The sequence below is a fragment of the Halomonas sp. NO4 genome (assembly GCF_010994375.1).
GTDB lineage: Bacteria > Pseudomonadota > Gammaproteobacteria > Pseudomonadales > Halomonadaceae > Halomonas.
Genome location: NZ_WHMA01000002.1, coordinates 219,328 through 235,808, shown reverse-complemented (window position 1 = coordinate 235,808; position 16,481 = coordinate 219,328). Strand labels below are relative to the sequence as shown.

Sequence of the window (16,481 nt, the reverse complement as noted above, 5' to 3'; positions counted from 1 at the left end):
TTTATCTTTCCTTGACTACCGAACAGGGTTCGGCTAGCTTGCGGGGTGACGGCAGGTTGCTGCCGGACATCAACACCCGAGGAGGCACACCATGACGCTCTACATCGCCTTTTCCGCCAACGGTGACATCGAGACCCGCAACACCACCCGCGAGTACACGCACGCCGTCTTTTCCGGCACAACCACCGTCGTTCGGAAAGGCCGGGACGTGTTCACGGGAGACCCTGACGGGATACTCGGATTCTCCGGTCGTCGCGACCTGGCCGAGAAGACGGTCAGCGAGTGGCGTCATCGCTACCCGGAGGCCTACGTCGTCGAGGCCTACCCGGTGACCATCGACCGCACCGGACCCGACTGGGAGCCGACCAAGGACATGAAGTGGTTCGCCCAGGTCGAGGATGGCAGCGACGTGCCTCCGTTCGTATTCGGCCCGACAAAGAAGGCCGTGATCGAGAAGCTCGAGGCCGGCGAGTTCGAGTAACCGAAAGCCCCATCACGACAGTGCCCGGCCCGAGGGCCGGGCCCAGGAGGCGACCATGACCACCCCCACCGACACCCATGCCTGGACCGGCTGCCATACCGACCCCCGCTCCTGGCACGGCTGGCATTGGCATCAACGCGGCGACGTCTGCGTCGTGCGCATGTCTCACGGCCTGCCCCAGGTGCTGGCCATTGGCCCGCAGGACGATTGGCCCACATGGAGCGGCGCCTTCAGCATTATCTGATAAACGGCAGGAGGATATGGCCATGATTACCATTACACTGCGCGACCGCGACACCCGGAAAACCGTCGCCACCGCCCACGCCGAGGACCACAGCACCAAGCTCAGCCGCTCCAACATCGCGGTGAGCACGTCCGAGAACCTGGGTCTCGATAGGTTCGCCCAATACGACATCGAGGTCGTCGAAAGCGACGAGGAAGGCATCCGCGACAAGTACGACCTCAGGCTATTTCCCTGAGTCTACCCTTGTGACACCGCCCGGCCTTCGCGCCGGGCTTCCTTGTGCTCGCGAAGAAGCTCGGCAACCGGAGCCAGGGCAGTACCCTCCCACTCCTGCAGGCACGTCAACGCCGACCGCCATACACGCCCCCAGCTGGGCCGGTCCTGGCGGGACCAGTTGCTGGCGTCCAGCTCAAGCTCGAACTCCTCCCACAGACAGCGCTTGACCGAACGCACCGTGGGCAGGCCTGGACGGTTATACGGCCACGTCGTCTCGGCGTGGTGGTACAGGGCTGCATGGCACAGCGCGCGCATGGCCTCCAGCTGCTCGACCGAGGGAACCTGATTCCCCTTGCCACGCGCCGGCGGCCGCACGCCCGACTCGATGAGCGCACGAAACAGCGACAGCTGCACCCACTCACGGTCGGCATCCAGCTCGTCGGCCGTGAAAGGCCCGAACAGAACCACGAGAAGGGACTGCAGGAACGCCGGCAGCGACTCGACACGACTGATGACCTGCCCGGCCTCCAGGCCGTGGCAGATGCGACCGTCAACGGGGCGGTAGTTGGTCAGCTGGACGTCGGCCCCTACGCGAGCCTTCTCGATGGCCTGTGCCATGAGCGACCCGCCCTGGTACAGGTAGGCCTCGAAGACCATCTGGCGTGCTGACTCGTATTTCATTAGCCATCACTCCATCGCTGTAAACTAATGGAAACGCCTTCGTTGACGCTGTCCACTCACTGGAAATTGAGGCGCAGGTCACGCCGGCCTATCTGCTCGCCTTCGGACAGGCGCCACACCACAATGGTGGCAATCAGACTACCCTCGCCGTCGTTCTGGTACTCGGTGACAACGCTCAGCTCGTTGACCGCCTCGCACAGGGTCAACGCTTCCGCCTCCATGCACTCCCCCAGCAGGTCATCCGCATGATGGGAGACAATGTCGGCAATCTGCTCATGCATGCTGACTGGCTCTCCCATGGGCTCCTCCCCCGTGGCCAGTGACGGATACCACTCGGCAAGTTCGACGACGCCGTTGTCGCCCATGTCGTTACCCTCCAGGGACGTCGCGCAAGGACGCCCAAATGTCGTATGCCTCGCAAGGGGTGTCACCCACGCCAATGGCTTGGCGGTTGACACACAGCCACACAAGATCGCCAAAGCAGCTGATCCGGTATAAGTGTGGCTTCAGCTCGAACGCACGATTGCATGGCATGGAAGCCTCCCGTTCGTGGTGGAGCGTAGGGCGCGGCGCAGCTGGCGGCTGAGCTGCCACTGATACAGCGCCTCGTCAGGTGTCATGCCATATCCGACCAGGCCCTGGCCCCGGCAGTGCCAGTAGCGCACGGACAGGTCGGGATGGACGGGATAGGCGCGCAGGCGGGGCTTATCCATCGGTCGCCTCCCGCCAGGCGGCCAGGCCCTCGATGTCCAACTGAATCGGCTCATCAATCGGCACGCCCCAGTCGCTGGGCCGGATCACGAAACGCCAGTCCTGCATGTCGGCGCGGTACGCCAGCAGGGGTGCCTCGCCGTCATGGCACTGCCCCAGCGTCTCCCGCCACCAGGCGGCGATGTCGGATTGCGTGGCGCGCTTGTGGCGCTTGACCTCGATGCACACGCCATCCCAGCCGTCCAAGTCGTGCTCCCGGGCGGTACGGGTCTGCGTCAGGCGGCGCTTGAGGGTCAGCCCCAGGCGCTCGCCCAGGAGGCGGGCCACCTCGCCCTCGGCCTTACGCCCCTTCTCACGGCTTGCCTTGGCCATTACCGTCCTCCATCCGATGAAAGTTCTGCGCAACCAGCTCATCGGCCAGCCCTTCGGCGACCTCGATGAAGTGCTGCCTCGCCCTCAAATACTCGACATGCAGCCGAGCAAGATTCCGCGACTCGTACTCCCGGCCGATCTGAAACGCCTTTCCCCACTCGTCCATGGCCCACTTGGCCCGAGCCAGGCGGGTTCCGGCGTCGCTCGATACGGTCTTCATGCCACCCCCTTGACGTTGGCGATGCCGCGCTCGATGAGCCGACGCAGCGTGCGTGTCTGGGCGCGCCGCATGTACCACTCGCGGTGCTCGGCCTCGCCCTCGGGCCAGTCCCGGCGGCCGTCGATCACGTCGTGACAGGCATGGCAGGCGAAGCACGCCGAGATGTCGTCACCCTTGCGCGCCATGCCGTGGCTCTCGTCGGGCAGATGGGATAGCACTGTGGTGCTGTCGTCGTGGTTGCACACGCCCAGGATTTGCAGCGTGCAGCGCTCGCCCCTGGCGGCGTCGCGAACCTGCTTAGAACGGATAGGCTGCGGCTTGAGGTACATCAGGGAAACTCCCCAACTGCGAACGCAAACAACATCACCATGGCCGAGACCACCGCACCGGACAGCAGCCAAAGCAGCGTCATGCCGACCACCGCTCTAGCGCTATTGGCGCCCAAGCCGACCATGCAGGCGATCCAGATAACGGCCCAGAAAACGAACTCGGCCAGCCCTTGCCATACCGCCATCAGAAACCTCCTTCGGCGACCTGGCAGCAGGTAAAACCCTTGTCCCGCCACATGGCCACCACCTTGTCGCGATCCTCGAACACGGCCGTGGTGTTCTCCGGGGTCAGCCCGCATTCCTCGACCCACCACGCCTTGAGCTTGTGGTCGGGCGTGTGGTCGCCCTCGTCGCGCATCAACAGGGTCAGGTCGATGCCCGGGAGGCATGACTCCAGCCAGTCCATTGTCTCGTCGGCTACCTCGCTGCTGCGCCCGGTGAGCACCCAGATGTCATAACGCCCAGCCAGGGACTGGAGGATGCGCAGCACCGGCCAGTTGGGCTCGTCGTGGACGCACGCACGGTAGAACGCGGGCCAGTCGGGCGCGTCGCCCTGGATCAGGTGCTTGCGGTGCCCAACCAGGGCGAGCGTGCCGTCGAGGTCGAAAACGATGTTCATGCCACCTCCATCAGCGATTCGATGCCCAGCATTCGAGGGTCGGTTAACTCGAACCCCAGGCCGGTGAAGTGTTCGTGGATGGTGTCGAGGAAGCGCCGGAACTGGCGCGCGGTCATGAGGCGCGTCACCGGGAAGTCGAAGGGCTCGACCATGAACTCCAGCTTCTCCTCATATAAGCGAGGCTTGATAAGCCGGTCGTACTTCTCGCGGAATCCGTCGCTTTCCTCGCGCAGGATCGGCACCCCGAAATGGAGCTTGCACTGCGCCCGGTACTCCTGAGCCGTCATATCGCCCTGCTCCGCCGCGTCGCGAAACCACTGGTGGAGCAGTCGATTCTGGGCCAGGCTGCGCAGCGACCCCTTGGCGAGGCTGGCGGTGAACGGCGGCTCCTGACCCTCGATCCAGCGCACCAGGCGCGCCTTGTCACGGTCGTCGCGGATCAGCCGGGTGGTCATTGCGAAGCACCCTTGCGGCGCCGTTTCTGAGGCCTGACGTCCCCGTCGATCCGCATGAGCTGACGGTCCTCGCAGTGGCCATGCACCGCCAGTACATGGCGACCCCCGACCCGCTGAGTCGCCATCAGGGCATCGCCGGCTTCACAAAACCACGTCTTGTCCTCGACGTCCCAGTGGATCACCTCGACCACCCGACCGATATTCTCGGGCACGTCGCTCTGCACGATGATCGCCAGACACCCTGGCTCGACGGGCTTCACCATAATCAGCTCCTTGCCTTGGCGGGGGCTTCAGCAGGCACCCTGACCTCACGGGGCGTCCAGGCGGTGAGGTCGGCAACGCGATCCCAGCTGCCGCGCGTGTCGTCGAGCTTCATCATGCTGTGCGTCCGGCCGCGCAGGCCGCCATCCAGCCAGACGGCAGGGCCATGGCCGAGTGCTCGGGAAGCCACCTTAGCGCGTCCCGCCACCCGGTCACGGTGGCCGATAAGCTTGGGGCGCACCGTGCCGTCGTCGATCACCTCCACCCAGTCACCCTGGCGCAAGGGCCTGCCCTGACAGTCGCGGCCCAGCACGCCGGTCAAACTCTCATAGACTCGCCGGATCATGCCGCCTCCCGGTTGATCGGACTGGCCTTCGCCGCCTTGCGCAGCGCCGGGCGGTGCTCAGCAACCAGCTCGACATACGCATGCGCCAGGCGGTGAAGGAACTCGGGGTTGACGCCCAGGAGCTGAGCCGACATCGGCTCGTCGCCGGTGAACAGATACGCATAGGCATCCTCGCGGCGCCCCGGAAACGACGCAACGAGGTCGATGATGGCCTGGGCCAGCATCACGACATGGAAGCGGGTGTGGTTCGGGCAGTGGCTCCACAGCCCTTCCGATACCTGACCAGCGATCACGCGCTCGACCATCGCGCGCCCCATTCCCAGGTTCCTCATGACGTCACCTCCAGCTTGTCGAGCATGTCGGGCACGAGTTCGAGCACTTCGCGGGGCGAACGCCGCTTCCCGACCTGGGTGTACTGGACCCCCACGACCTCGATCTGGTCGACGGCCAGCAGCTCGTTGCAGCGACCGCACACCGACGACAGAGGGATGCCCGACGTGCTGGCGATCTGCTGGCGAGTCATCGCGCCGAAGCGACGCAAGATGCCCAGGACAATGCATTGCTGCTGACTCACCCCGCCGGTGACGAGGTGCTCGTGGAAAGCGTCCAGTGATGTCGCGGCTACCGTCATGACGACCTCCTATGCGTGCTCCCCGTTGGCCCGCTTCCACTCGATGTCGAGCTTCACCCAGGCCATGAAGTGCTGACCCTCCCACGGGGCAGCCATCTTCCAGAGTTCGCGGGCTTGTTCCCGGCCCAGCTGGAGCAGGTAGGTCGCGAACATCGTCGCCCTGGCTCGCTCCAGCTCCGCCTTGTGGGCGGCCACGGTGATGCGCACCGTGGGCAGGGTCAGGTACTCGTGCTCGCCGATCCGCACGCGCGTGGTCACGTTGCCGATGTAGTGATCCTTGCTCTCGGCGGCGAGCAGACGAGCGTTGAAGGTTTCCAGCAGGCTGTTGAGCGTCTCGTCCTCGCTCATCTCGGGCATGGTGTCGAGCGCCAGGTCCGTCATATCAGCCCTCTTCCAGCAAGTCGTTGTAATCCAGGCCCGGGCGCAGGAACTGGGCCAGGCGCACGGTGTATCCCGCCTTGGTCAGGCGCCGGGCCGCCGATGTGGCGGCGTCCTGGCCGGCGAAGTTTTCATCGGCGTCTGCGAATATGCTGATCTCTTCCACGCCCTCGGGCGGCTCGAAGGTCTCCAGGCCATTGGCCGAGTAGCAGGACCAGCACGGGAGGCCGTACAGCTCGGTGACGCTCAGCGCCGTCTCCACGCCCTCGGCGATGCCGATGTGGCGCTCGACCTCCGACAGGCGGATGGCGCACCCGGGCAGCCCCTGCTGCTTGCCGGTCACCTTGCGCGGCGGATCGACCGGCGCCTTGTAGCCGTCCCGGGTCAGGTAAGTGACGTGGAACGTCTCGATGGCGCCGTCCGAGCGGCGGAAGGCCGCCACCATGGCCGGGTAATGCGCCACCGGCCTGGGGCCGCCATCGAAAAACGGCAGGCTGGGGTGATAGCGCAGGTGATCGCGCGGGATGCGCTTGATGCCCCGATGACGCAGGTAGCGCGCCACCGGGTCGAGGTCGCCCACCGGCTGCAGGTCACGGCCGATGCGCTGCAGGCGGCGGCGCGTCCTGGCCGCCTCGTCCTGCTGCTTCTCGGGCTGCGGCGCCGGCACCGGGTCGCGGTTGCCCAGGATGTCGTCGATCTCCCGGGCGACCTCGGTGAACGACTTGCCGGTCCAGCCAGAGGCCAGCTGGAAGCCGTCGCCGGGGCCGCACTGGGAGCAGTAGTAGGTGCCCCTTCCGTCCTTGTTATCCCAGCGGAATCGGTCCTCTCCCTCGCCGCACAGCGGGCACGCCATGTGCTTGCCGCTCAGGTACTTGGCGGGCAGTCCCATGGACAGCAGGATGCTCTGCCAGCGATGACGGGCGATTTCACGGGTCGGCATCTTCATGATGCGACCTCCTGGCGGCGCTGCTTCTCGGCCGCCTTCGCTTTCTTGATCCGCATGTGCTTGATGATCCCCAGCGTGCGGCTGGAGGGGTGCATCGGCTCGATCTGGCGCGTGTCGCGCGGCGCAGTGCCGGTGAACTCCTTGCAGGTGTGCCAGGCCCAGCCCTTCTTGAAGCCCTTGAGCTGGGCGTGGCCGAGCAGCTCGGCATACAGGGTGCGGACCCCTTCCCGCGACCAGCGCGGCCGGGTCTGGGTGCCGATCTCGTACAGCTCGCCGTCGCGAACCTCGACGTCCTCGCGTTTCTCCGGCTTGAACCCGCAGGCGGGGCACTCGTGGCGGCTGCTCACGTAGCCGCATGACTGGCAGGGCTTCTTGACCGGGTCGGTCTTGTCCCGCTTGCGCCGGTCGAGCTTGTGCTGGCTCTCGCCGTCATCGAGGTGGTCGGGCAACGGGTCGGTGGGCGTACCGTTGCGCAGGCAGTTGCCGGAATGGTCGAGAATGAGGCAGTCGACCTTGCCCGGCGTCGTGCGCAGGCCCCGACCCATCATCTGGTAGTGCAGCATCAGGCTCTTCGTCGGACGCGCCATGACGATGCAGTCGGTCTCGGGCGCATCAAAGCCTTTCGTGAGGACGGCCACGTTGCACAGCACCCGAATCCTGCCGGCTCGGAAGTCCTCGATGACCTCCCGGCGACGCACCGGGTCGTGCTCATAGCCGTCGATGTGCGCCGCCTCGACACCCGCCCGGCGGAAGGCGTCGCACAGCTCCCGGGAATGCGCCACGGTGGCGGCGAAGACCAGGGTCTGGCGCCCCTCAGCGAGGCTGAACCACGACGTGACGACGTCACCGACGATCTTGGCATCGCCCATGAACTCGGCCAGGGCGTCTTCCTGAAAGTCACCGTCGTGGCGCGTCTTGACCCCAGCCAGGTCGGGAACGTAGGGCGCATAGCAGGTGGCGGGGCACAGATAGCCCTCGTCGGTGAGCTGCTGGGTGGTCGCCCCCACGACCAGGGAGTCGAACACCTGGCCCATGCCCCGGCGGAATGGCGTCGCGCTGAGCCCCAGGACCGGGACGCCGCGCGCCTTGCACTCCTCGATGATCTCCTCGTGCGCCTTGTGCAGGACGTGGCAGTTATGGGCTAGGACGCCTTCAGCGAAGTAAGAAGGGTGTCCGGCGACTTGCAGATTGAAGACAGGCGTACCGCGTCCTGATTCTTCACCCGGATAACGGTCCACCCGCACGACCTCAAGAAGGCGTCCTTCCCCGTCCAAATCTTCGGGGCGAACTCCTCCCCGCAGTGCTCGCAGGTCTTCCTCGCGGTATAGACGCGATCCCACCGCCAGGGCCTCGGCTTCGACCCAGCCTGCTGAGGTGAAGAAGGGGTGGTTTGAGGTGCAGGTGATAACGCTTCCATCGGACAGCTCCACTTCAACTAGCTGGCTGGCAGTCTTCTCTGACGTAGCTGTCACCTCGCCCCAACCAGCGGCGTTGGCGACAACGTCTCCCGGCTTGATGGTCTCGATGGGTTTATTGCCCTCTTGGGTCTTGACCTGGGTGCCGGCGACAAAACACTCGTCGATAACGACCACCGCCGGCTTGTTCGCTTCGGCGATCTCGGGCCACCGATTGCGCAGGGTCTGGATCGTGGCGACCTGCACCGGCTGGCTGTAGTCGGTAAAGCGGTTCTGCCCCTGGATCACGCCCACCGAGATACCGTCCTCGGTGAAGCGCTGAAACGCCTGGTCGACCAGCTCCACGGAGTCGACCACGAAGTAGGCGCGATGCCCCTTCGCCTCGGCCCCGGCCATGATGCGGCTGGCAACCGCTGTCTTGCCCGAGCCAGTGGGCATCATGACCGCCAAGGCCTTGATTCCGCTCACTATTTGCCGCTTCACTTCGTCCAGGGCGGTTGCTTGGTGGGGGAAGAGCTGCTGTGGCATAATGGCCTCCGCAACCAGTGGTTGTGTTCTGAGCCCCGGTTTCCTGCTCCCCAGCACGGCCGGGGCTCTTCTCGTCCAGCCCTCGCGAGGACTGCATTAGCGCAGGTTGATTCAGCGTTCGTTCAAGTGCCGCTCCCCGCGCGCGTGGTTTCTTACTACCCTTAGTGCCATCCTTCCCTGGCTGGGCATGTGCCCCTGGCTGGGCACATCTTCCCCATACCCGACGCCGAAAAAATTTCGACGTTTTGGCCGGGCGTGGAAGTATCACCAGAGCGCTTGTCGATCAGCGATGGTGGCCACAGTCAGGTCGCCGCTGTGGCTTGGGCGGGATTCACCCTGCGACCAGGGCATCCTCGGGAGCCGCCCACGCATCCTGTGCCGGGGATGCGCTTCCCCCTCCCTGCCGGCGTGAGGGGTCATTCTTCCGGCCTTGTCACGAAAGCTGACCGAACCGTGTCACCGTCTGGTGGGACGCATAAGCCAGCTTCCGAGCGGTAGTCCGCCAGCCTCGTACTTCGTAACCGATACAGGCGATGAAGGGTCTATATCGACCTGACGAACATCGCCTTTACACCGAACAGCGTAGGAGAAAGAGCCTGCGCTCGCAAGGTGTGATGTGGAAGTCGGCTACCGAAGCCCGAGGTAGAGGCGATGCAGGGATGGTTACTGGGTGTTGCTGGTTTGATATATCTGCTACATTTTTATCGAGTCATGAAAACTTGACCCAAGAAGTCAGGAATCAACCTAATTAGGATTACTTTTATGCCCAGGAGAAAGCCCAGAGAGGCCATCAAGGCAGCGATGTGGGAAAGCCTCCTCGCTGCAGCCAAGAGTTATCACAACCACCCCGACAGCCACGGGATGGTGACCATCATTGCCAACGATGCGGGGGTGTCGAAGGCCACCGTCAGCGAATGGAAGAACCTCATCAGCTACCCCGAGGACGCCACCCTGCGCCGCTTGGCGACGCTGTACGGGGTGACGGCCGAGTCGGTGTCCGGGTATACGAGCTTCGCCCCGACTGGTTACGAAAAGCTGGGACCGCCTGACGAGCTGCTCCACCGGGCGGCCGATCTGACGGAAATGGTGTGCTCTGTTCTACTGCCGGACGGGTCCGTGGATGACTTCGTCTCGGTCATGAATCGTGCCCACGAGCTGCTGCTGGACGGCATGAGCGATGCCGAGGCGCGCGGTCAGCTCTTCTACGAGATAGGCGTGAAACGCAAGGATGGGCAGGAGGACAATCAGAAGAATGGTGAGGAAGCTCCGCAGGAGGAGTGACAGCAAATATTCATAAAGAAACAGCTTGATAAGCCTTGGGTATTACCCGAACAGTGTTCGCTATTTACCGTGGGATGGTGCTGTCATAGAGTAGGGAGGATTCATTGTTATTAGATCGAGATTGCGAGACAGATGGTGAGGGACTACTGTATGGATATACAGATCCCTCATGAGATGCGCAGGAGGTATAAATGGAGGCTTCGATAAAAAATCTTGATGAAAATCAGGGTTTTGACTTGGAACACCCGGGGCGGGCGCGCATGAACAGGGCGTTTGATCTCTTCTATTTCCGCAAGATGGGTTTTCCGCCTCCCCGATCCGCCCCCCGACAGCACTCCTAAGCATTTTTTTGCCACGGCCGTCCTTGACGGCCGTTTTTTTGGGCTCTACCTTTCAGGTTAAAGGCGAACGGACAGCAGCATATAGCCTTACTTGATCCGATCACGGATTGATTGGCCTGATCTTTAAAAATGCGGCATGCCTCCCACCGGCTTAAAGGTGGGCACCGTCAGACCCATTCTGGCGGTGGGCGAGGCCAACCAAGCGGGCCGCCGAACGCGGTCGGGGTGGCGCCCCGGGCAGCAAGCGATGCCCAGCCTCGCCAGCGCACATTGCGCATCCGGCAGGGTTCCGGTCGGAGTCCGGTTCCCCCGCGCCCACCCTTGCTTCGGCCGAGCCCTGCCGGATGTGCTGTTGGCGCATCGCATGTGATTGCTCTCATGTATCTGTGGCATATCCGTCACCACGACGGACCTTGACGGCCGCCATCCCCTGGCGGCCGTTTTTTATCACTAGATCAGAGGTTCCTTATGTTAATGCATCAATGGGCGCGGCACCCCGACAGCATCGAGGATGCGCGCGACGCCCAGGACAGGGAGCTGGTACGCCAGGCCGTCATCTGGGCGATCCGGCAAGATCGCCAGGAGACAAGAGAGCTGCTGCCGGCCCTGGAGGACGCCTTCTTCACCGGAGGGCATTGCCGCAGCAATTCCCTGAACAACGCCATCGAGATTGTCATGGACGCCTACCTCGAGGAGCACCCCGAAGTCGCATAGGAGGCCGTCATGTTGACCCAGAACTACATCGTCGCCGGACGCCCCGCCTTCTCGCACCCCTCGGCCACGGCCGGTGACATTCGCTACCAGGCGTATCGCCTAGCCGAGGGAGTCAGGGACGGCGAGGAATCGCTGATGCAGTCCTTCGCCGACTACCTGACCGACGAAGGCGTCATGGGCTGCCAGGCCGAACTCGATCTGGACATGACGTTCCGGCAATGGATCGAGCAGTACATCAGGACGCCGCTGGGCCACAGTTGGCTCAAGGCATGGGCTCACGAGGAAGCGGCCGGCGAGCTGGATGAGTACGGCGTCCTGACATGAGAAAGCCCGCCTTCCAGCGGCAACTGGAGGGCGGGCCATTGACCCGCAACAGGCACGTAAACGAGTCGCAAAGGAGTCTACCATGGCACAGCAGATTCAACAGAGCGATGCCGCTCCCCCGGAGGCCGCTCGGAACAGCAGCGTTCTCCATATCATCGAGCGGGCGGCAACCGACCCCAACGTCGACATCGACAAGATGGAGCGCTTGCTGCAGATGCAGGAGAAAATCCTGGCCGAGCAGGCGCACATCGCCTTCCACCAGGCCATGAACCGCGCACAGGAGGAAATGCGCCCTGTCGTGCGAGACGCCGAGAATAACCAGACCCATTCCCGGTACACGCGCCTGGAGACCATCGACCGCTCCATCCGCCCCATCTATACCCGCCACGGCTTCTCGCTGTCCTTCGGCACAGGCGATTGCCCTTATGAGGGGTATATCCGGGTGACCTGCGACGTGGCCCACGTCGACGGGCACATCGACCACAAGAAAGTCGACATGCCGCTGGACACGCAGGGGTTCAAGGGTAACCAGAACAAGACCGCCACCCACGCCCACGGCTCGACGATGAGCTATGCGCGGCGCTACCTGACCCTGCTCATCTTCAACCTGGCCATGGCCGACGAGGACGACGACGGCAATGCCGCCGGTGGCGAACCCGCCGTTACCGAAACCCAGTCGGCCCAGCTCAAGGCCAAGCTGGAGGACTGCCCCGAGACCACCCGCGACTGGTTCGCCCAGACCTTCGGCGAGGCCGACCTGGTGCCGCGTAACGCCTTCGACACGACCCTGGCGCAGCTGGTCGAGGCCCGCCGCCAGTCCCTCATCGACACCCTGGCCGAGCAGGTCAACGCCGCCGAGACCCCGGAGACGTTGAAGGAGGTCTGGAAGGACGGCTTGAAGACGCTCAAGCGCTATCGGGAGCGTGACCTGGCCGATGACTTCCGCGAGCGAGTCGAGGCACGCGGCAAGCGGCTGCGTGCCCAGGAGGCCGACGATGCGAGTGATTGAGTGCCCGCAGGGCAGCCCCGAATGGCACCAGGCCAGGGCCGGCATCATCACGGCCAGCAACTTCAAGGTCGCCCGCTCCCGGGTGGGCGGTCTAACCGCCCAGCAGAAGGTGTATGTCGACCACATCCTGGCCGGCAACCCCGAGCCCGAGGCGCGCGAGCTGGCCGGCTACAAGCAGGCGCCCAAGTCGGAGACGATCCGGCGTGCCCTGGCTGGGGAGGTCGTCGGCGAGCCCAGCGAATCGGCCAAGAACTACGCCTTCCGGGTCGCCGTGGAACGGATCAGCGGCGAGCCCCTGGACGAGGGGTTCGAGACCTGGGCCATGCGGCGCGGCCATGAGCTGGAGCCCGTGGCCCGCATGGAGCACGAGCTGCAGAGCGGTCTGATGGTCGAGCGGGCCGGCTTCGTCGTCACCGATGACGGGCTATTCGGCGCCTCGGCGGACGGACTCATCGAGCCGGACGGAGGCAGCGAATACAAGTGCTTCATCGCGCCCGACAAGCTGCGCGCCTTCCATATCGACGGCGACGTCAGCGAGGTCATCGACCAAGTGCAGGGCTGCATGTGGATCACCGGCCGCCGCTGGTGGCACATCGGCCTCTACTGTGAGGCCCTGGAGCCGGTCGGCAAGCAGCTGTGGTGGCGGGAGTTCGCCCGAGACGACACCTACATCGAGGCGCTCGCCAGCGACCTGAGAGAGTTCTCGTCACTGGTCGACACCTACGAAACCGAACTGCGCAAAAACGCCGCATAGGAGGAGACATGGCACGCGGAGTCAATAAGGTCATTCTCATCGGCAACCTGGGGCAGGAGCCGGACGTGCGCGCCATGCCGTCCTCCGGTAAACCGGTCGCCAACATCCGCCTGGCCACCACCGATGCCTGGATGGACCGCAACAGCGGGCAGCGCCAGGAGCGTACCGAGTGGCACAGCGTGGTGCTGTTCAACAAGCTCGCCGAGGTCGCCCAGAACTACCTGAGCAAGGGTAGCCGGGTGTACGTCGAGGGACGCCTGCAGACCCGCAAGTGGCAGGGGCAGGACGGTCAGGATCGCTACAAGACCGAGATCGTGGCGACCGACCTGCAGATGCTTGACAGCCGCCCCAATGGGCAGCAACAGCAACCACAGCAAGGCCAGCAGCCGCCGCCTCAGCAGCCACCGCAGCAAGGCGTCTACGGCGCACCGGGGCCGAACGGACACCCGCAGCAAGGTGGCCCGCCGCCCAATCAGCCGCCGCCGCAGGGTCAGCCGCAGCAACCGCAACAGCCCCCGCAACAGGGGCATAACGGCGGACCCTATCAGGGCGGGTTCGATGACTTCGACGACGATATTCCCTTCTGAATCAGTTACTTACTGGCGTCAAGAGACCCATTAGCCCGAAGCGAACCATAGGCAGGAAGTGACCCAATGTGCCGGAGAGAACCAAGTTCGTGAAGTGAGACATCGCCTCAGAGAGAACCCCACCGCCGAATCGAGACAAACAGGTCGAGAGAACCACTTGGAATGATCGAACCAGAAAGTCGGAGGAAACCAAATGCTGTGAGTGAGACAAGTAATCGGAGAGAACCATAGTGGGGATCGAGCCAATTTACCTGATAGGACCAAGAAACGGGAGCGACAAAACCGGGAGGGATTCATGGCATTGGAGCAACTTGAACGCCTGAAACGTGACCTGCGTAAGGCCAGCGTCACCCTGAGTGATGAGGAAGCCCGCTTCCTCGTCGACGCCTATTACACCATGCAGGAGGACCGTAAGCGCGCCGACAATCAGGTTCGCGCCTTGGGCGAGAACGGCGAACCCCACCTTGTCCTCCAGTGGCTGGCCGACCAGAACCGCATGATGGAAAACCAGATCAAGGCCGCCTTGGATGTCTACAGCGCCTCCCGGCCTATCGGCGAATGGGCGCGTGGTATTTGCGGCATTGGCCCGGTGATTGCCGCCGGATTGATGGCCCATATCGACATCACCAGGGCGCCGACCGTGGGCCATATCTGGCGGTACGCCGGTCTGGACCCCACCGTCCGGTGGGAGAAGGGAAAGGTGCGCCCATGGAACGCGCGACTCAAGACGTTGTGCTGGAAGATCGGCGAGTCGTTCGTCAAGGTCAGCGGCCGAGACGATGACATTTACGGAAAGGTCTATCTGGAACGAAAGGCCCTGGAAATTCAGCGCAATGATGACGGGGAATTCGCCGACCAGGCAGCGAAAAAGCTGGAGGATTATTCCATCGGTAAGACCACCGAAGCGTACCAGTGGTACAGCAATGGCAAGCTGCCGCCGGCGCATATTCACGCCCGCGCCAAACGCTATGCGGTCAAGCTGTTCCTCAGTCACTGGCACGAAGTGGCCTACCGCGAGCACTACGGCGAGGCACCACCGGCGCCCTACCCCATCGCCCATCTGGGGCACGCACACAAGATCGCGGTGCCAGCGTGAACTTCTGGAGGTGAGGATGACGGACAGCGTTTTCGAGCAACTGGCACAGCGCCACGATGAACTGATGACGGCCCACGCCCAGCTACTGGATCGCCTCAACCCGGTGATGCAGTGGCGGCCCCTGCGCGCCAATACGCCGCCACTGACCCGAGCCACGGATGGGGCCGGGGGCTGGGACTTGGTGGCCGCTGACGCCGTGACCCTGGCGCCGGGCGAGCGCGCCCTGCTCCACACCGGCATCGCCGTGGCGATCCCCGAGGGCTGGGTCGGCCTCATCTGGCCGCGCTCCGGCCTGGCCGTGGACCAGGGCCTGGATCGCCTGGCCGGGGTGGTCGACAGCGACTATCGCGGTGAGGTGCGCGTCGCGGTCATCAACCGCGGCCTCGACCTCATTCGCCTGGAGAGCAACGAGCGCTGCGCGCAGCTGGTGGTGGTCCCCTGTCTCATCGACGCCGAAGAATCCCAGAGCCTGGCGCCGTCCGGTCGCGGCAATGGCGGTTTCGGCAGCTCGGGCTCGTTCTGAACGTGCAGGCCCCGCTGTTACCGCGTTGCTCGCCGGGACGGGCGCAGCGGGAGTAGCGGCCGATACGGCGGCCGCAATATCCCAGAGCAGTCGGCGATGGGCCCACCCTTGTCCCTACCTCGCCATCAGTCCGGCAGTGAGGTCGGAGTGGCGAGCCGGGTCTACCGCGCGAGCGGGAGGTTCCAGGCGCCGACCGTTTGGCCCGCGACAAGGGACTCCATTTGACGGCCATTTGATGGAGGTGACCGATGCGCAACCTTTTGGAGATCGACGAGCTTATCAGCGAATCGCTTGCCGCCCGGCGCCAGGAGCGCGCCACGGTCGAACAGCAGCTGGCCTACATCGACAAGCAAATCGGACGGCTAAAACAGGCACAAGAGTGTGAGCACGAGCCGCGCATGAAGAACAGCGAGCGCGACCACTGCCTGCACTGCGGATACGAGTGGGTGAGGTGAGCCATGACCGCCATTGCCTTGACCCTACTGTTGCTCGGCCAGGGGGTGACGGACACCCCGGACACCACCTTGGCTTGCCAGCCCACCGCGCCGGTGACAACCGACCGACCCGAGCGATTCGTGTTCTGAGGTGACCCGCGTGAAACGAACTCGTCATGACGCGCCCTGCGATGCATTGGGACGACGGATGAAGCGACCGCCCCATGTGGCGCACCACTGGCGCAGCGACCTCGACAGCCAGAACGTGAGACTGGCTCGCGCCAAGCGTCTCGGTGTGAAAGACAGTCAGCGCCGTGGCCGTTGGATGGCGCTGAACAACCCCGACCTTGAGGCACCCAACATGCCGCAAGACCACTGGAGGGAGGACCATGAACACGAATGTTGAACTGGCCCTGCAGGCCAACACCCTTCACGAGGCGGCCCACGCCCTGGACCTGCCCGCCGGCAGCGACGTGACGAGCGACGTGGTGCCCGCCATCCACGCCCTGAAGGCCGAACGCGATGCGGCTCGGGCAGAGGAAAGAGAAGCGCGCCGTCAGATGGCCACCATGCGAGGGGGCTGAC

The 16,481-nt window shown here is 64.2% G+C and carries 30 protein-coding genes; 14 read left to right on the top strand and 16 right to left on the bottom strand.

The features are described 5' to 3' along the window. Positions 1 to 91: 91 nt before the first annotated feature. Genes FEF15_RS02765 through FEF15_RS02755 form a run of 3 tightly spaced genes read left to right on the top strand, consistent with a single transcriptional unit; the run spans position 92 to position 960 of the window. Positions 92 to 481 (top strand): hypothetical protein, encoded by a 390-nt coding sequence (locus tag FEF15_RS02765; protein ID WP_163557561.1) that lies wholly within the window; start codon positions 92 to 94, stop codon positions 479 to 481. Between the two features lie 55 nt (positions 482 to 536). Next, the gene (locus FEF15_RS02760; protein ID WP_163557560.1) at positions 537 to 725 is read left to right on the top strand and encodes a hypothetical protein; all 189 of its coding nucleotides are present in this window, start codon (positions 537 to 539) and stop codon (positions 723 to 725) included. Positions 726 to 747: 22 nt separating this feature from the next. Then, entirely contained in the window at positions 748 to 960 is a 213-nt protein-coding gene (locus tag FEF15_RS02755) for a hypothetical protein (RefSeq protein WP_163557559.1), read from the top strand. Between the two features lie 2 nt (positions 961 to 962). Here FEF15_RS02755 and FEF15_RS02750 read toward each other — a convergent pair whose 3' ends face one another. From FEF15_RS02750 to FEF15_RS02675, 16 genes are all read right to left on the bottom strand, one after another. Next, positions 963 to 1,622 (bottom strand): hypothetical protein, encoded by a 660-nt coding sequence (locus FEF15_RS02750; protein ID WP_163557558.1) that lies wholly within the window; start codon positions 1,620 to 1,622, stop codon positions 963 to 965. 56 nt (positions 1,623 to 1,678) lie between these two features. Next, a complete protein-coding gene (locus tag FEF15_RS02745) occupies positions 1,679 to 1,987 on the bottom strand; it encodes a hypothetical protein (RefSeq protein ID WP_163557557.1) in 309 nt (102 codons plus the stop codon). 141 nt (positions 1,988 to 2,128) lie between these two features. Then, entirely contained in the window at positions 2,129 to 2,335 is a 207-nt protein-coding gene (locus FEF15_RS02740; RefSeq protein ID WP_163557556.1) for a hypothetical protein, read from the bottom strand. Then, entirely contained in the window at positions 2,328 to 2,705 is a 378-nt protein-coding gene (locus tag FEF15_RS02735) for a hypothetical protein (RefSeq protein ID WP_163557555.1), read from the bottom strand. The genes FEF15_RS02740 and FEF15_RS02735 overlap by 8 nt, the downstream gene beginning before the upstream one ends. Continuing rightward, positions 2,686 to 2,925, bottom strand: coding sequence for a hypothetical protein (locus FEF15_RS02730; protein ID WP_163557554.1), 240 nt, complete (start codon positions 2,923 to 2,925; stop codon positions 2,686 to 2,688). The genes FEF15_RS02735 and FEF15_RS02730 overlap by 20 nt, the downstream gene beginning before the upstream one ends. Next, positions 2,922 to 3,254, bottom strand: a complete 333-nt coding sequence (locus FEF15_RS02725) for a nuclease domain-containing protein (RefSeq protein ID WP_163557553.1) — start codon at positions 3,252 to 3,254, stop codon at positions 2,922 to 2,924. Before FEF15_RS02725 ends, FEF15_RS02730 begins: the two co-directional genes overlap by 4 nt. Further along, the gene (locus FEF15_RS02720; protein WP_163557552.1) at positions 3,254 to 3,439 is read right to left on the bottom strand and encodes a hypothetical protein; all 186 of its coding nucleotides are present in this window, start codon (positions 3,437 to 3,439) and stop codon (positions 3,254 to 3,256) included. The genes FEF15_RS02725 and FEF15_RS02720 overlap by 1 nt, the downstream gene beginning before the upstream one ends. Further along, on the bottom strand, positions 3,439 to 3,873 hold the full coding sequence (locus FEF15_RS02715; RefSeq protein WP_163557551.1) for a hypothetical protein: 435 nt from the start codon (positions 3,871 to 3,873) through the stop codon (positions 3,439 to 3,441). Before FEF15_RS02715 ends, FEF15_RS02720 begins: the two co-directional genes overlap by 1 nt. Beyond that, on the bottom strand, positions 3,870 to 4,328 hold the full coding sequence (locus tag FEF15_RS02710) for a hypothetical protein (protein ID WP_163557550.1): 459 nt from the start codon (positions 4,326 to 4,328) through the stop codon (positions 3,870 to 3,872). The genes FEF15_RS02715 and FEF15_RS02710 overlap by 4 nt, the downstream gene beginning before the upstream one ends. After that, positions 4,325 to 4,591: a hypothetical protein gene (locus FEF15_RS02705; RefSeq protein ID WP_163557549.1), complete on the bottom strand. Its 267-nt coding sequence runs from the start codon at positions 4,589 to 4,591 to the stop codon at positions 4,325 to 4,327. The genes FEF15_RS02710 and FEF15_RS02705 overlap by 4 nt, the downstream gene beginning before the upstream one ends. 2 nt (positions 4,592 to 4,593) lie before the next feature. Beyond that, on the bottom strand, positions 4,594 to 4,935 hold the full coding sequence (locus FEF15_RS02700) for a hypothetical protein (RefSeq protein ID WP_163557548.1): 342 nt from the start codon (positions 4,933 to 4,935) through the stop codon (positions 4,594 to 4,596). Continuing rightward, positions 4,932 to 5,267, bottom strand: coding sequence for a hypothetical protein (locus FEF15_RS02695; protein ID WP_163557547.1), 336 nt, complete (start codon positions 5,265 to 5,267; stop codon positions 4,932 to 4,934). The genes FEF15_RS02700 and FEF15_RS02695 overlap by 4 nt, the downstream gene beginning before the upstream one ends. Beyond that, positions 5,264 to 5,566, bottom strand: a complete 303-nt coding sequence (locus tag FEF15_RS02690) for a helix-turn-helix domain-containing protein (RefSeq protein WP_163557546.1) — start codon at positions 5,564 to 5,566, stop codon at positions 5,264 to 5,266. Before FEF15_RS02690 ends, FEF15_RS02695 begins: the two co-directional genes overlap by 4 nt. 9 nt (positions 5,567 to 5,575) lie before the next feature. Further along, positions 5,576 to 5,947 carry a hypothetical protein gene (locus FEF15_RS02685; protein ID WP_163557545.1) on the bottom strand — a complete coding sequence of 124 codons (372 nt, stop codon included), beginning with the start codon at positions 5,945 to 5,947 and terminating at the stop codon, positions 5,576 to 5,578. 1 nt (position 5,948) lies between these two features. Beyond that, positions 5,949 to 6,890, bottom strand: coding sequence for a toprim domain-containing protein (locus FEF15_RS02680; protein ID WP_163557544.1), 942 nt, complete (start codon positions 6,888 to 6,890; stop codon positions 5,949 to 5,951). After that, the gene (locus FEF15_RS02675; protein ID WP_163557543.1) at positions 6,887 to 8,890 is read right to left on the bottom strand and encodes a DEAD/DEAH box helicase family protein; all 2,004 of its coding nucleotides are present in this window, start codon (positions 8,888 to 8,890) and stop codon (positions 6,887 to 6,889) included. Before FEF15_RS02675 ends, FEF15_RS02680 begins: the two co-directional genes overlap by 4 nt. Positions 8,891 to 9,595: 705 nt before the next feature. Between FEF15_RS02675 and FEF15_RS02670 the strand changes: the two genes are divergently transcribed. From FEF15_RS02670 to FEF15_RS02625, 11 genes are all read left to right on the top strand, one after another. Continuing rightward, positions 9,596 to 10,114, top strand: coding sequence for a helix-turn-helix transcriptional regulator (locus FEF15_RS02670; protein WP_163557542.1), 519 nt, complete (start codon positions 9,596 to 9,598; stop codon positions 10,112 to 10,114). A gap of 809 nt (positions 10,115 to 10,923) precedes the next feature. Continuing rightward, positions 10,924 to 11,169: a hypothetical protein gene (locus FEF15_RS02665; protein WP_163557541.1), complete on the top strand. Its 246-nt coding sequence runs from the start codon at positions 10,924 to 10,926 to the stop codon at positions 11,167 to 11,169. Positions 11,170 to 11,178: 9 nt separating this feature from the next. Next, positions 11,179 to 11,493, top strand: coding sequence for a hypothetical protein (locus FEF15_RS02660; protein WP_163557540.1), 315 nt, complete (start codon positions 11,179 to 11,181; stop codon positions 11,491 to 11,493). An 82-nt stretch (positions 11,494 to 11,575) separates the two neighbouring features. Next, positions 11,576 to 12,502 carry an ERF family protein gene (locus FEF15_RS02655; RefSeq protein WP_163557539.1) on the top strand — a complete coding sequence of 309 codons (927 nt, stop codon included), beginning with the start codon at positions 11,576 to 11,578 and terminating at the stop codon, positions 12,500 to 12,502. Next, positions 12,489 to 13,256, top strand: coding sequence for a lambda exonuclease family protein (locus tag FEF15_RS02650; protein ID WP_163557538.1), 768 nt, complete (start codon positions 12,489 to 12,491; stop codon positions 13,254 to 13,256). Before FEF15_RS02655 ends, FEF15_RS02650 begins: the two co-directional genes overlap by 14 nt. Before the next feature lie 8 nt (positions 13,257 to 13,264). After that, the gene (gene ssb, locus FEF15_RS02645) at positions 13,265 to 13,843 is read left to right on the top strand and encodes a single-stranded DNA-binding protein (protein WP_163557537.1); all 579 of its coding nucleotides are present in this window, start codon (positions 13,265 to 13,267) and stop codon (positions 13,841 to 13,843) included. A gap of 295 nt (positions 13,844 to 14,138) precedes the next feature. Beyond that, positions 14,139 to 14,939 (top strand): transposase, encoded by an 801-nt coding sequence (locus tag FEF15_RS02640; protein WP_163557536.1) that lies wholly within the window; start codon positions 14,139 to 14,141, stop codon positions 14,937 to 14,939. A gap of 16 nt (positions 14,940 to 14,955) precedes the next feature. Continuing rightward, the gene (gene dut, locus FEF15_RS02635) at positions 14,956 to 15,462 is read left to right on the top strand and encodes a dUTP diphosphatase (protein ID WP_205598459.1); all 507 of its coding nucleotides are present in this window, start codon (positions 14,956 to 14,958) and stop codon (positions 15,460 to 15,462) included. A gap of 248 nt (positions 15,463 to 15,710) precedes the next feature. Then, positions 15,711 to 15,917 (top strand): hypothetical protein, encoded by a 207-nt coding sequence (locus FEF15_RS02630; RefSeq protein ID WP_163557535.1) that lies wholly within the window; start codon positions 15,711 to 15,713, stop codon positions 15,915 to 15,917. Positions 15,918 to 15,920: 3 nt separating this feature from the next. Then, on the top strand, positions 15,921 to 16,046 hold the full coding sequence (locus FEF15_RS19585) for a hypothetical protein (protein ID WP_276208184.1): 126 nt from the start codon (positions 15,921 to 15,923) through the stop codon (positions 16,044 to 16,046). Positions 16,047 to 16,285: 239 nt separating this feature from the next. Further along, positions 16,286 to 16,480: a hypothetical protein gene (locus FEF15_RS02625; protein ID WP_163557534.1), complete on the top strand. Its 195-nt coding sequence runs from the start codon at positions 16,286 to 16,288 to the stop codon at positions 16,478 to 16,480. Position 16,481 lies beyond the last annotated feature (1 nt).